The following is a 14014-nucleotide window of genomic DNA, read 5'->3' as shown; positions in this document are numbered from 1 at the left end:
GCCGTGCGCGGCACGCGCGGTTCAACGCTTCTCGTAGGGGTGGAAGATGTTGTCCTTTGCCTTCACGGCCAGATGGCACGCGTGGCCGCAGTCCGAGGGACTGAGATCGGCCGTGAACTGGTCGGATGCAGCTTCGTAATTGAACAATGCGTAGCCCCACCCGTCGCTCTTCGGAAATCTCTTGCTGTCCTTTTCGATGACGAAAGCCTGCGTGAAGACGTCCGGCACATCCACGGCGAAGGGAGCCTCCGTACTCTTCTTCGGCTTCCATTGCAGCTTCACGATCTTGGAGCCTTCCGGGAACGGCTGGCCGTTGGTCGGAATACCGGCCTTGTACGCCTCGATCATGATCGGATTGGCGACGATCACCTTGAGCACTTCGTCGGTCCGGGCGGAAGAGACCACCGCCCAGTCCTCGTATCCCTTGAAGTCGGAGAACGCGATTCCGTCCGGCGTTTTCAGCGAGTATTTGTCCTGCGCGTAGACGGTGGTGCCGGCCAGGACGACCAGCACTGCCGTGATCGAGAGCCTGCTTTTGCGCTTCATGGCTGTTCTTCCTCGTTGGAGAATCGTGATGTGTTCTGCCTTCCCGCCGGGTCGACGGGCGCGTGAAACGATGGATTGCCGTGAGAAAGTCCGACAGGCATAGCATGAATACCGCCGGTGGCGTGCGACCCTGCTTTCACAGTTGGGTCATTCGCGACCGGGCCGAGGCCGCAAGCTATCGCGCCGGACGGGCCGATGCTTTATCCTGACGTTGCCGCTGGCTCAGCATGGAGAAACCGCCCAGATGATTGTCGATGTCCGGACCTACACCCTGATCCCGCGCAAGCAGGCAAAATACCTGGAGCTTTTCGAGAAGCATGCGCTGCCGGTGACGAAGCGGCACGGTCTTGAACTGATGAGTTACTATGTAAGCTATATCGGCGCGCTCAATCAGGTCGTGCACCTCTGGCGCTACGAAAACCTTGCCGACATGGAAAAAAAGCGTGCGGCGCGTGACGCCGACCCGGCCTGGGGCGAATTCCTGTCACTCACTGAAGGAATGCTTCTGCTACAGGAAGACAAGGTTATGCGCCCAGCTTCGTTCTCGCCAACCCGTTAGAGCGTTTTCGAGCGAAGCCTGCCCTCGGGCTTGATCCGAGGGTGGTTACCGGTTCGCGTGAAGAAAACGCGTCAAAGCAAGAATCTAGAGCCCCGTTTCGATTCCATCGAAACGGAAAAAGTTCTAGTAGCACCGCATGACATTGACGGTCTGGTCTTCGCCGCCGCGCCCGCGAACGGTCACGGCCTCGGTCGGGCAGCTCGACACATAGGGCCGATCGGACGGCGCTACCGCGGGCGGGTAGCGATGCGCCCAATCCCAGGGAACGTCATACGTGTAGGTGTAGTGGGTATCGCCGGATCCCGGTTGCGCTGCATCGAGCACGGGTTCGCCATCCGATGGGCCGTAGAAGTAGTCCCCGGTTCCGGGCCAGAACGCGCCGAGATGGTTTCTGCGGTGATGCCGGAACGACGGACCGACGAGGCCATGGGGATGCGTCGAAGCAAACCCCGCATGAGCCGCGCCCGACCTGGCGAAGGCGTCGCCGGCGCCAGGCATCAGCGCGATGACGCTGAGAGAGACGATCGACATCAGGTACATTCTGTTCGTCATGGCACATACCAATCGCTGGTTGCTGAGCAGCCCTGCGACGACGCTAGGCCGGGCCACGGGTGCCCGCAAACGCATAATTAATATTTAGTTAAGGCGTAATCTTAACAGGGGCAAGGTCCACCAGGCCGGCGTCCGGCAGTGGTGGCGGAACACGAAGGCGGCTGGAATTAGGATGAATTGAGATCATCGCGCCAAGCGGCACCGATCTGTCGAAAGACGCAGGAAGTCGACGCAAGGCAAAGCCCCCGCGAACGATCGCGGGGACCTTGGGCTTCCTGGGATTAGTTATACTTGAACTGCGGCATCGCCTTCAGCTGATCCTTGGTCGCGTTGTAGATCGCGTGATCGGGATACCACTTCTCGTCCGCCGCGCGCGCCGGCCGGTCGGCGCGCGCTTCGCCGGTCGTCGTGCCGGCACTCCCGGCGTTCGGAGACTTCTCCTTGGGCGTGGTCGCGGTCGACGAAGTCTGCACGGGCGTATTGACCCATTTCAGCTTTTCCATGGGCACCGCGACATAGTGCTCGCCCATGCCGAGGAAGCCGCCGACGCCGAGCACGACGTTGTCGACCTTGCCCGACTTGTCGACGATCAATTCCTGGATGTCGCCGATCTTCTCGTTGTTGTCGTTGTAGACATTGACGCCGATCAGTTTCGACGACCGCCACTCGCCGTCCCGATGCACGGCGGTATTGATGTTCGAGCGATCGGGGGTGGTGCTTTGCGCATACGCCGCGCCGGTCAGTAATGTGGTGCCGAGCAGGGCTGCGGCCAGATATTTCGATGTCATTTCAGTCTCCAGTGTGTGGTGTGAAGGTGATTGTTGTTGGCCGTAAAGGCGGGTCAGTGGTGCAGCAGCATGATCAGAATGATCAGCGGGATGGGTATTCCCAACAGCCACAGAAGAATCGGCATGGTTCTCTCCTTTCTTTATTCGGGGTTGGACTTGAATTAACGGCGTAGCGCTCTGTTGCCCCAGGTTCCATCGCGCAAGCCCCCGCCTTCGGTTGCCGCCAATGCGGCTGAGAAGGCGCCGATGAACAGCGACAGCGTCAGCCAGATCGCCACGTGCTCGGCGGCCTTGCGGGCGTTATCGAGATCCTGCTTGGCCTGCGCGATCACCTCGTTGACGCGCTTGTCGGCGTCGGCCGGCGCGAGACCAGTGCGGGCAGCGACGACCTTGGCGAGATAGCCGCGGTCGGCTGCCGACGGTTCGCCGCCGTTGCGGAAGTCCGCTGTCAACAGCCGCGTCAGTTCCTGCCGCGTCTGTCCGCCATTGGCATTGGCGGTGTCAGCGGTCGGATTGTCCGGCCGCAACAAGGTATCGACGTAGCCGGTCATGGGACCTGAGGTTTGCTGGCCGGCGACCTGCGCCGCGCCCGATGCTGCGCCGCCGAGCAGCGATGTGGCAGGAGAAGCGAGCAGGATCGCGCCGAGCACGGACGCCAGTGCCCAGGCCAGAAAACCGTGCGCGGTATCGCGGAAATGCACTTCAGGGGATTGCACGCCGATCCAGCGGTTGCGGAGCCTTCCAGCCAGATAGCCGCCGATCGCGGACGAGATCATCGCCATCACGATGAAATAGAGCCCGGTGCCGATCTCAAAACTGGTCGCGGAAACTCCCGAGCCGGCCCATGGCGACACCACGGAGAATCCGAGGCCGGCGCCGAACGACAACAACACCAGTGTCAGTGCCAGCGAAGCGATGGCGCCCGCCAGCACCGCCGCCCACGACACGCCCGCCACCTGCGGCTCAACGATTTCGTCAACGACCCCGACGGGGCGCAACACCTGTTCCATGTATCGTATCCTCCCGATAAATTGAATTCGATGGGGAGGAAATGTTGCAGCGAGAGCAAAGTTCCTGTCGGGGACATGACACAGCGATCGAATTCTCAACGATTCATCAGCGCGCCGACGATGAGGCGTGAGACACGGTGACGCGGCCCGCTCCGACCCACGAGGGTCGGATTGAATCCGGCCGCGCGTCGCTTCGGCTGCAACGGCACGGCAAGCCGACGCGATTGCTTCGGACCGGGGTTTCTCGCTCGCACCATCGCCGGCGGCACGCCGCGCGCACTGCCCCGGACGGACAACCTGCCGCGATCCCGATTGTGTTTTCAAGTGCGGGTGCTAGTTTTGCCGGGATCGTCTCGGCATTCTTCAACCGCTGCGCAGGACCGCGGACGGCCGGGCGTTCGGGGAGAGAAATGGTCGATGTTTCGCTCGGTGCGCGAGGCGCCGTTCAAGGCAACATTGCGGACACGCTCCAGGGTGCGGATCCGGGTTACCCCGAAGCCCAGGCCGGCGTGCAGGACTGGCTTAGCGGAATCGAGAAGCCCAATCTCACGCCGCGCTATTATCTGACGATCGGCCTCCTCGTCCTGCAGGAGATGTTCGAGTTCTACGACTTCTTCCTGGTCGGCTATCTCGTCTCGGTGCTGGCGCCGGGCTGGCATCTGACCTACGGCCAGGGCGCTATCATGCTGCTGTCGTCCGGCGTCGGCGCCATCTTCGGCTCGCTGGCCGGCGGCCGGATCGCCGACACCATCGGGCGCAAGAAGCTGATCTGGGGCGGCGGCCTGTTGTTTTCGCTCGGCGCCGCCGGCTGCGCGCTGATCCCGGACGGCGCCTGGATCCTGTTTTCGATGTTACGCTTCGTCGTCGGCTTCGGATCGATCGCGGCGGTGAGCGCGCAGAATCCGCTGGTCGTCGAAATCACGCCGACGAGGTACCGCACCTTCGTTTCCAGCATGATGGTGGTGCCGGTCGCGCTCGGCACCATGTTCGCCGCCGTGATTTCATCGAACCTGCTGCCGGTGATCGGCTGGCGCGGCGTCGCCGCCACGGGCGCGATGCCGATCATCACCTCGCTGCTGCTCGCCTGGATCGCGCCGGAATCGGTGCGCTGGCTGTTGTCACGCGGCCGCAATGCCGACGCGCGGCGCGAGGCCGCGAAGCTGACCGGCGTGCCCGAGGACAGCATCACCCTGCCGACCGCAATTGAGCCGGAGAAGAAGCCGGTGGCGTTGTCGGAACTGTTCAAGGACCAGAAGCGGTTCTGGTGGGTCGTCGTGATCTGGACCGGGATATCGACCGGCACCTATGGCGTGCAGCTGTGGGGCCCGACCATCCTGTCGCAGCTCCTCAAGATCACCGCGCACGAGGCCGCGGAATATTTCATCTATGTCGCCATCGCCTCGTTCCTCGGCCGCGTGCTGTTTTCGGTGTTGCCGCTCTATTTCGGGCGCCGCCGCTCGGCGCTGTTCGGAACGTCCGTCTCGTTCCTGGTCATGATCGCGATCTTTGCCTTCTATCAGGACTTCATCGCGGGCTGGTCGGTGTTCGCGCTGCTGGTGGTCGCCGGCGCTACGTTCTACTCAGGCTCGTTCTCCAACATGACGCCCTATGTGGTCGAAGTGTTTCCGGTCTCGCTGGGCGCTCGCGCCTTCGGCCTGGCGCAGGCCGCCAACGGCGTCGGCAAGATCCTCGGACCGGTTTGCCTGGCGGTGATTGCCGGAAGCGGCGATGTGGTTTCACCGAAGGCTACCGTCGACGCGGTGGCGCCGGCCTTCCTGTTTCTGGCGGCCTGCGAATTGGCCGCCCTGATCGCGATCTACGCCTATCGCCGGGAAACCCACGGCAAGCCCATGGATCTCGGATAAGATGGATCCCAACAAGGTCACAAAAAAATGCTCGATATCCCGGTACTGATTTCCGGCGGCGGTCCGGTCGGCCTCACCGCCTCGCTGCTGTTGTCGCAGCACGGCGTGCGCTCGCTATTGGTCGAACGCCACCCCAGCACGGCGCTGACGCCGAAGGCGCGCGGCATCAATGCCCGCACTATGGAGGTGTTCCGCCAATGCGGCATCGATACCGCGGTCCGGCAGGCGGGGTTGCAGGAAGGCCGGCTCGGGCTGATCGTCTGGACCGAATCGCTTGCCGGCGAGGAGATCGAGCGCCGCGTGCCCGGCCGCGCGACGCCGAAGAACATGGCGGCGACGCCGGTCCGCAATTGTCTCTGTGCCCAGGACGACCTCGAACCGGTGATTCGCCGGTTTGCCGAGGAAGCCGGCGGACCAGAAGCGCTGCGCTTCAATACCGAATTGACCTCGTTCAGCCAGGGACCGGACGGCGTCACGGGCACGCTCACCGATCGAACGAGTGGCGTGGAAACGCCCTTCAGGGCGCGCTATCTGATCGCCGCCGAGGGCGCGCAAAGCCGCGTTCGCCGCGCGCTGGGCGTCAAGATGCTCGGCGAGGAGAAAGTCTACGACAGCGTCAACATCCTGTTCCATGCCGAACTCACCCAATGGGTCGAGCATCGGCCGGCGGCGCTGTACTTTGTCGAGCAGGACGATCTGCGCGCCACCTTTCTCACCATCAACGGCACCGACCGCTGGGGTTTCCTGATCCACAGTCCCAAAAATTTCGGCTGGAAGCCTGAGGATTTCACGCCGGAATTTTGCGCGGAACTGATCCGCAAGGGCGTCGGCGTGCCGGACATCGACGTAACGGTGCTCGGCATCGGCCCCTGGGAAGCCTCCGCCATCATCGCCGACCGCTATCGCACGGGCAACGTTTTCCTCGCCGGCGATGCGGCGCACGAAATGCCGCCGACGGGGGGCTTTGGCCTCAACACCGGGGTGCAGGACGTTCATAACCTCGCCTGGAAGATATCGGCCGTGCTCAACGGCAAGGCCGACGACAGCCTGCTCGACAGCTATCACGCCGAACGCCAGCCGTTCGGCATGGTCGTGACCCAGAACGCGCTGGCCAATGCGCTGTCGATGGGACGCACCGCGCGGCAAAGCAAGGTGCTGCCGCGCCGCGAATTCCTGAACGAACAGGGGCTGATCTTCGGCGCCGCGTATGAATCGAGCGCGGTGGTTCCGGACGGCACGCCACGGGTTGCCGTTGACGATCCCGTCACCGACTACGTGCCCTCGGCCCGGCCCGGAGGCCGCGCGCCGCATGTCTTCCTCACGCGCGGCGATGAGCAAATCTCGACCGTCGACCTGTTCGGCCCGCACTTCGTGTTGCTGACGGGAGCTGACGGCGGCCCATGGCGGCGGGCCGCGCAGGCGATCGGCCCAATGGTGCCGCCGCTCAAGGCCTATACGATCGGAACAGGGCGCGATCTCGGCGACCCCGACGGCAACTGGCACGCAGCCTACGGCGTCGACAGCGATGGCGCGGTGCTGGTGCGGCCGGACGGCCATGTCGCCTGGCGCAGCCGTTCGGGCGCTTCGAATCCGGAAGGCGCTTTGCGCGCGGCGCTGGATCGCGTGTTCGGCAGGATGCCGGCCATCGCGTAACGCTTGACGCGGGCCGACTACTCGCCGTTGGGATCGTTGTCCCGATGACCGGCGGGTCCTCGGCTGAATACCCCATAATTGCTCGATTTCATGCCATTGCCGGCGCTGGCCCCATTCGCAGCGAGGCCCAGTTTGAGCAGTTCGCGAACGGCGGCGGCCCGGGTCGGCATCCGATGCTGAAACCGGAAATCGTCAATCACCGACAGTTCTTCAGGCGAAAGCATGATCTGCAATCGCTCACCACGGAGATCGTTCATGGCGTCCTCCAAGAAGAGTATTCTCAGTGTCCAACGCTAAATTAGTAAATTACTCAATTCACTCAGTCAATCCCAGTTCCGCCGAGTACCTAAAAAACTAAAAGTTAGCATAAATATCAATAATATCAATAACTTAACTGTTTACAGACGGCATTTTGGAGGATTACACTCGGTGCCATGAATACCACGATGCCCCCGATCTGCCCAAAATGTCATCAGCCCATGAGGCTCGCGCTCGTGCGGGGAATGCAGGGCCGCAAATATCGCTGCATCGATTGTGACGGCGAGGACCCCTTGCGCTCGCCCGACATCGGCAAGTTGCTGGATCACCTGCGACCGCCCGAGTAACCGTCAACGCGCAATTCTAAAATACGCAAGCGGGCATCGTGCAATACAAGGCCATCGAGTATCAGGTCGTTCGGACCGCCAATCCAACCGGGTGGAAATGGACCGTGCAACTTGGCGCGACAAGAACCAGGACCGGCACATCTTATTCAATGAAGTCCGCCGCATTGGACGCGCAACGAAAGATCGACAAAGAGCTGAAGACCGACAAGAAGCTGATGTCGGTGAAAGCAAAACAGAGTCCGCTGTTCCGGCCTGTGTCAGTGAGCCGGACAGACGCTCTTCATGGAGGACTCGCTATGTCCCGGAAATCGGCGCTTAGTCTTCGCATGGATAAACCGGATCCGCCACGCTCACCATTTGCCCCACTTATGCCGTGTCCGGCTTGCGCCAGCGAAATGCGGTTGTTGGGGATCGAGTCCGAGACTGCGGCGCGCGATCTATATACTTTCGAATGTGCAAAATGCGGACGACTCGAGGTCCGTGGCGTGACCACGGTTTAGACCGCTCCTGCCATCGCCGTCTCCTCACGCGCCGCGCCCCTGCTCCTTATTCAATGCGCGATAATCGGGATGTGTCTGTTGGCAACGCGCGCCGCCCGGCTCAGCGGCGCATCGGGCGACAGCTTCAATCAGGCAGTAACTTGTATGTCAGTTCGTAAAAAGGCCCATTGATCCCCGCCGGGTGGAATCGCGTGGTCATTTCTGCCTGGCTGGGCCCCGTGTCGCTGATGACCGTTGCCCCGAGGTCCTGAGCACCCCCCACTGCGTTGATGCCAAGTTCAAGTTGTGAGTCGAATGGTATGAACTCCTCATCGTCGAATTCAAACAAAGTCCTCTGGAGTTCGTCATTGAGTGTCAATGTCGCCTGGGTAAATTCAACACGGAAACTTTGACCTCCAGGCGGAGTTTGAACTATGCCCAGGGCTATCGTCGTCGGAAAGCCCGGAGGCCCGCTCAGATCCATCAGTTTGCAAAGCATGCTCATTGCGAAACTCCCATCGTGCTCAAATTCCAAGGTTCGATTGCCGGTCGATGATTGAGCAACCTTGAGGAATCGTCAAGTGGAGCAGGCCGGGCGGAATTGACGCACCCGACGCGGCACAACCGGTGGTAGCGTCCCACGACGGACAGCCGCCGATCGTCAGACGATCGCGTCCGCCAGCTCCGCCATCGTCGGAACCAGAATGTCCGGCTGATGCGGCGTCTCGCCGAACGGCCGGCTGCGGCGATCGATGAACGCGGTTCGCATGCCGGCCGATTTCGCGCCGATGCAATCGAAGGCGTGGTTGGCGACGAAGAGGATCTGATCCGGTTTCAGGCCCAGCAGTTCGGCCGCCTTGGTGTAGGTCGCAAGGTGGGGCTTGAACGAATTCGCCTCGGCAACGGAGATGACCCGATCGAACGCGATTCCGTGATACTGCTTCGCCGTCTCCAGCATGTCGGGATCGCCGTTCGACAGCACCACCAGCCGGTATTTCGCGCGAAGCCTGTCGAGCGCCGCCGGCACCTCCGGAAACGGTTTCAGCTTCTCGATTTCGCCGACGAGATATTCGACGTCCTGCCTTGTGTGGCTGATGCCCGCCCGGTCCATCACATGGGCGACGGAACGATGCCCGATTTCCCGGTACGGCGTGTGCTCGCGATGCAGCAGCGCGTCGATCATGGAATTTTCGAAATGCGTGCGCCGCCACCAGGTGACAAAGGAGTTCGGATCACCTCGCCAGCCCTTTTGCTTCAGGAACGGCGTGGCGATCGCGGTCAGGCCTCCCTGCATGTCGACGACCGTCCCGTACTGGTCGAACATGCAAACCGCGACGTTGTTCTTGATATCCTCGTAGCTCACGGGAAATCTCCCTGACATCGCCGACACGTTATTCGATCACCTCGTCGGCGCGGCCGAGCAGCATCGGCGGGATCGTCAGACCTAGTGTCTTGGCAGTCTTGAGATTGACAACTGTGGTGAATTTGTCCGCTTGATAGATCGGTATTTCGCCGGGCTTCTTTCCCTTGAGGATCATGTCGGCATAGTCCGCGACGCGACGGAACATATCCTGCACGTCGACGGCATAGGCCATCAACCCGCCAATATCGACAAATTCACGAAAAGGATAAAGTGCCGGAAGCCGAACCTTTTCCACCAGCGCGACGATGAGACGCCGCTGTACATTGTTTTCCACGCTGTCGCTGACCAGCAGCACATCCGCGTGCTCGCGTTCGAGCAGGTCGAAAACGCGTCGATACTCCGGCTCCTGGTATACTCCTTTGAGAGGCGGCGCGACCAGCGTGACAGAGGACTGGCGGGCTGCCTCGCGCACCTTGGCTCCCTGAGCGCCCTTCCAGAACGGCTCCGAGCACAGAAACCCGACGCGGGTCGCTGTCGGGACGGCCTCAAGCAGCATCCCGAGTCTTTTGCCCCAGATTTCTTCGCCTGCGTCCGCGCTGATGCCGGTGATGTTGCCGTCCGGCCGCGCAAGACTGGTAACAATACCAAATGCGATCGGGTCGCCCATCATTGCGACCACCGGAATGGAATACACCAGCGCCTTGAAGCGGAGAACCAGTGGATTATTGACGGTAATGATCACATCAGGGGAGGCACTGATCACGTCGCGAATGATCGGATCATAACGCGCAGTATCTCCCTCGGCAGAGAAACGCAGAACGACGAGGTTCTGTCCTTCAACATAGCCCAGTCGACGCAGCTCCCTAAACAATATCCCGTAATCAGAGTTGGTCTCGCTCATGTCTGACACGAGTCGAGAAGGTGAGACGATCGCAATCCGATAAACCTTGCCGGGCTCGGCTGCCCCCACCGCGCTCGCCGCGGTGGTGGCCAACAGACCGGCAAGAAGATCGCGCCGCCGCATTCAAGCGGCCCGAACGAGGCCGCGCACGGCGCCCTTGCCCCGCACTTCCGCCTCCTCGAAATCGGCAGCCGCGATCGCGCGGTCGAGGGCGGCGCGAAGCTCCTTGGCGGTCTCTAGCGTCAGCTCGATCCCGGCGCGCGCGCCGGGGTCGAGATTGGCGTTGATGAAGTCGAGCGTGATGACGTCGCCGAGCGGCGCATGCCGCGCGTGGTCATAGGCGACCACCGCCTGCGAGAGCGGGAACCAGTGGTCGCCGCGCTTGGCCATGCCTTCGGCGCGGGCGATCTCGATGATGGATGTGCACATGTCCGCGGTCCTCCTACTTCGAGAGATGCTTGCCGAAGAACGCAAATACCTTGCTCCAGCCGTCCATGCACTGCTCGGGCCGGTACAGCGGCCGGTGCCAGTAGAAGAAGCCGTGGCCGGCGCCGTCGTAGCGGTGGAACTCATGTTCCTTGCCGTGCTTCTTGAGTTCGGCCTCGTGCTGGTTGACCTGCTCGGGGCTGGGCGCGCGGTCGTCGTTGCCGAACAGGCCGAGCAGCGGGCACGAGAGGTCTTTCGTCATGTCGATCGGCGCCACCGGAGTCTTGGCATTGAGCTCCTCCTTGCCCATCACCACGCGGCCGCCCCACAGTTCGACGCAGGCGTCAACGTCCTTTTTCTGGCAGGCATAGATGAAGGCGTGGCGGCCGCCGGAGCAGGAGCCGAACAATCCGACCTTGCCGTTGTGATTGGGTTGCGCGCGCATCCACTTCACCGCGGCCTCGGTATCGCCGACCATCTGGGCGTCGGGAATGCCGCCGTCGGCGCGCACCTTGGCGGCGACGTCGTCCGGATTGCCCTCGCCACTGCGCTCATAGAGATTGGCGCAGATCGCCATATAGCCGTGATGGGCGAAGCGGCGCGTGGTCTCGATGTAGAACTCGCTCCAGCCCGGTAGATGATGGATCAGCACCACGCCGGGAAACGGGCCCGGCCCGGACGGCTTTGCGACGTAAGCCGTGATCGGCGTCCCCTTGTCGCCGTTGATGGTGACGTTCTCGCAGGTCATGCCTCGGTAAAATGACATCCGTTTTCCTCCATGTGCTCCAGGCGTGTTGGTTTGGTCGGTCCAGTATTCGACAATCGCGCTGTTGGCGCAACAAAAGCCGCCGTGAGCGATGCCGCGGATGCAGGCCGCGATCAGGCCTTCGCGGCGGCGACCTCCTCCAGGCCGCGGTTGCGCGGCTCGACGCCCCAGGCCCACACCACCACGATCTGGACCAGCACTAGGCCGATCATCAGCCAGACCACGCCGGGCAGCTTGTAGTTGGCCATCAGGGCGCCGACGATGAAGGGCGAGACCACGGTGGCACCCCGGCCGAGCGTGTTGCAGATGCCATTGGCGCGCAAGCGGATCTCGGTCGGGAACAATTCCGGCGTATAGACGCCGAACAGGATCGCGGTCTGCACATAGATCGCGACGATCAGCACGAAGCCGACCGAGAGTACGACCTCCGGATCGGAGGCGGCGTTGAAGCGGGCATAGATGTAGCCGGCGACGATGGTGACCAGCGAGGCGCCGATGATGCTGACGCGCCGCCCGATGGCATCGGACAGATAGGCGCCGAGCGCGCAGCCGACCAATGACGCCACCGACAGCACCAGCGTATAAGCCAGCGAATTGGCGATGGTCAGCCCCTGTCCCAGAAAGAACTGCGGCAGGAAGATCACGAAGCCGAAGATCAGCGTGTTGATCGTGATCAGCACCCAGCAGCCGACCAAAAGCCGCTGCAGCAGCGGCGGCCTCAGCATATCGGCGGCGGAGACCTGCGCGATCGGCGCCGGCACCACCACCGGCGGCAGCGGCTTGCCGGCGGCGGACTCGGTTTCAATTTTTTGCATCAGCGCTTCGGCTTCCTGGTCGCGGCCCTGCGATTCCAGCCAGCGCGGCGACTCGGGCAGGTTCTTGCGCAGGTACCAGACGATCAGCGAGCCGACGCCGGCGATGACGAACATCGGCCGCCAGCCGAACTCGGGGATGATCAGATAGCCGAGCAGCGCGGTCACCGGAAATCCGGCGACCACCAGGAACGCCATCATCGACAGCCAGCGGCCACGCGTCTTCGGCGGCACGAATTCGGTCAGCGTCGAATAGCCGACCACGATTTCGGCGCCCAACCCAAGCCCCTGCACGAAGCGGCAGGCGATCAGCTGCGTCATGTCCTGCGAGAAGGCCGCTGCCAGCGAGGCCAGCCCGAAGATCAACAGGTTGACCTGATAGGTGAAGCGGCGTCCCATCCTGTCGCCGACGAAGCCGGTGATCAGCGCGCCCAGCGTCATGCCGACGAAGGTCAGCGAGATGAATTGCAGGTTTTGCGGCACGGTGGAAAATTTGGTCTGCACCGCGGAGGCCAGCACGCCGCCGGCGATATAGAGATCGTAGCCGTCGAAGAACATGCCGGCGCCGACCAGCCAGAAGATCCGGTAGTGAAACGACGAGATCGGCAGCCGGTCGAGCCGCGCGCCGGCGTTGACTGCGTGAGCCATGGAAGTCCCTCCCCCCCCTGGGAATGCGAGGCCGGTCTTCGCCGGCTGGGGACGATGGTAATCAAGACGAAAACGGAAAGCTACCGCGCTCGCCTACGCATATAGGATCGTCATGCCCGGGCTCGTCCCGGGCATCCACGTCTTGGCTGCCACGAAGAAAGGAAGACGTGGAAGGCCAGGACGAAGCCCGGCCATGACGAATAGTTGCGTAGGGTGGGCAAAGCGAAGCGTGCCCACCACCTTTGTCACGAAATGATGGATGGTGGGCACGGCGCGAAGAGCGCCTTTGCCCACCCTACGCGGCTACACGTTCTTCAGCGCCACGCGGAATTCGGCTTCGGTCTTCGATTTCACCTCGTCGAGCGTGACGCCGTCGGCGAGTTCGACGAGCGCCATGCCGTCATTGCCATGCTTGTCGATGGTGAAGACGGCGAGATCCGTGACCACCATGTCGACCACCTTCTCGCCGGTCAGCGGCAGGTTGCACTTCTTCAAGAGCTTTGCGCCGTCCTTGGCGGAATGCTCCATCACCACGACGACGCGCTTGACGCCGGCGACGAGGTCCATGGCGCCGCCCATGCCCTTCACCATCTTGCCCGGGATCATCCAATTGGCGAGATCGCCGGTTGCAGAAACTTGCATCGCGCCGAGGATCGCGATGTCGATATGGCCGCCGCGAATCATCCCAAACGACGAAGCCGAATCGAAGAACGATGCACCCGGTAGCACGGTCACCGTCTCTTTGCCGGCGTTGATCAGGTCGGGGTCCTCTTCGCCTGCGTACGGATACGGCCCGAGGCCGAGGATGCCGTTCTCGGCCTGCAGCACCACCTCGACGCCCGGCGGGACGTAGTTCGGCACCAGCGTCGGCAACCCGATGCCGAGGTTGACGTACTGGCCGTCGTGCAGTTCTTGCGCCAGGCGGGCGGCGAGTTGGTTGCGGGTAAGCGCCACGATCAGTTCCCTCCGCGCTTGCGTGTGGTCACGCGCTCGATGCGTTTGCCGCCGCTGCCGACTTCGACGACGCGTTGTATGTAAATG

15 protein-coding genes are annotated in these 14014 nt (G+C 62.4%); 3 read left to right on the top strand and 12 right to left on the bottom strand.

The features are described from left to right. Positions 1-21: 21 nt before the first annotated feature. Entirely contained in the window at positions 22-546 is a 525-nt protein-coding gene (locus VK804_RS14595; RefSeq protein ID WP_325371531.1) for a cytochrome P460 family protein, read from the bottom strand. A 244-nt stretch (positions 547-790) separates the two neighbouring features. On the opposite strand from VK804_RS14595, the gene VK804_RS14590 reads away from it, so the two are divergent. Next, entirely contained in the window at positions 791-1105 is a 315-nt protein-coding gene (locus VK804_RS14590; RefSeq protein WP_325371530.1) for an NIPSNAP family protein, read from the top strand. Positions 1106-1228: 123 nt separating this feature from the next. Here the strand turns inward: VK804_RS14590 and VK804_RS14585 are convergent, their stop codons facing one another. The 3 genes from VK804_RS14585 to VK804_RS14575 all read right to left on the bottom strand — a co-directional run bounded on the left by VK804_RS14585 (position 1229) and on the right by VK804_RS14575 (position 3455). Continuing rightward, on the bottom strand, positions 1229-1657 hold the full coding sequence (locus VK804_RS14585) for a hypothetical protein (RefSeq protein WP_325371529.1): 429 nt from the start codon (positions 1655-1657) through the stop codon (positions 1229-1231). Positions 1658-1938: 281 nt separating this feature from the next. Further along, positions 1939-2445: a PRC-barrel domain-containing protein gene (locus tag VK804_RS14580; RefSeq protein WP_325371528.1), complete on the bottom strand. Its 507-nt coding sequence runs from the start codon at positions 2443-2445 to the stop codon at positions 1939-1941. 161 nt (positions 2446-2606) lie between these two features. Further along, on the bottom strand, positions 2607-3455 hold the full coding sequence (locus tag VK804_RS14575; protein ID WP_325371527.1) for a hypothetical protein: 849 nt from the start codon (positions 3453-3455) through the stop codon (positions 2607-2609). A gap of 410 nt (positions 3456-3865) precedes the next feature. Here VK804_RS14575 and VK804_RS14570 point away from each other — a divergent pair, with 410 nt between their 5' ends. Beyond that, positions 3866-5320, top strand: a complete 1455-nt coding sequence (locus VK804_RS14570; RefSeq protein WP_325371526.1) for an MFS transporter — start codon at positions 3866-3868, stop codon at positions 5318-5320. A 27-nt stretch (positions 5321-5347) separates the two neighbouring features. After that, the gene (locus VK804_RS14565; RefSeq protein WP_325371525.1) at positions 5348-6973 is read left to right on the top strand and encodes an FAD-dependent monooxygenase; all 1626 of its coding nucleotides are present in this window, start codon (positions 5348-5350) and stop codon (positions 6971-6973) included. 17 nt (positions 6974-6990) lie between these two features. On the opposite strand, the gene VK804_RS14560 is transcribed toward VK804_RS14565, so the two are convergent. From VK804_RS14560 to VK804_RS14525, 8 genes are all read right to left on the bottom strand, one after another. After that, on the bottom strand, positions 6991-7230 hold the full coding sequence (locus VK804_RS14560) for a hypothetical protein (protein ID WP_325371524.1): 240 nt from the start codon (positions 7228-7230) through the stop codon (positions 6991-6993). 972 nt (positions 7231-8202) lie between these two features. Then, positions 8203-8562 (bottom strand): hypothetical protein, encoded by a 360-nt coding sequence (locus VK804_RS14555; RefSeq protein ID WP_325371523.1) that lies wholly within the window; start codon positions 8560-8562, stop codon positions 8203-8205. 156 nt (positions 8563-8718) lie between these two features. Beyond that, complete coding sequence (locus VK804_RS14550; RefSeq protein WP_325371522.1) at positions 8719-9420, bottom strand: haloacid dehalogenase type II; 702 nt, start codon at positions 9418-9420, stop codon at positions 8719-8721. Positions 9421-9448: 28 nt separating this feature from the next. Then, a complete protein-coding gene (locus tag VK804_RS14545) occupies positions 9449-10444 on the bottom strand; it encodes an ABC transporter substrate-binding protein (RefSeq protein ID WP_325371521.1) in 996 nt (331 codons plus the stop codon). Next, a complete protein-coding gene (locus VK804_RS14540; RefSeq protein WP_325371520.1) occupies positions 10445-10750 on the bottom strand; it encodes a DUF6295 family protein in 306 nt (101 codons plus the stop codon). Between the two features lie 13 nt (positions 10751-10763). Next, positions 10764-11513 carry a dienelactone hydrolase family protein gene (locus tag VK804_RS14535; protein WP_325371519.1) on the bottom strand — a complete coding sequence of 250 codons (750 nt, stop codon included), beginning with the start codon at positions 11511-11513 and terminating at the stop codon, positions 10764-10766. 113 nt (positions 11514-11626) lie between these two features. After that, positions 11627-12973 (bottom strand): MFS transporter, encoded by a 1347-nt coding sequence (locus tag VK804_RS14530; protein WP_325371518.1) that lies wholly within the window; start codon positions 12971-12973, stop codon positions 11627-11629. Positions 12974-13276: 303 nt separating this feature from the next. Next, complete coding sequence (locus tag VK804_RS14525; RefSeq protein ID WP_325371517.1) at positions 13277-13927, bottom strand: 3-oxoacid CoA-transferase subunit B; 651 nt, start codon at positions 13925-13927, stop codon at positions 13277-13279. Between the last annotated feature and the right edge of the window lie 87 nt (positions 13928-14014).

Source organism: Bradyrhizobium sp., assembly GCF_035484855.1.
Classification (GTDB): Bacteria; Pseudomonadota; Alphaproteobacteria; order Rhizobiales; family Xanthobacteraceae; genus Bradyrhizobium.
Note: the sequence above shows the minus strand (reverse complement) of the source record. Positions and strands in the feature narration are given on the sequence as shown.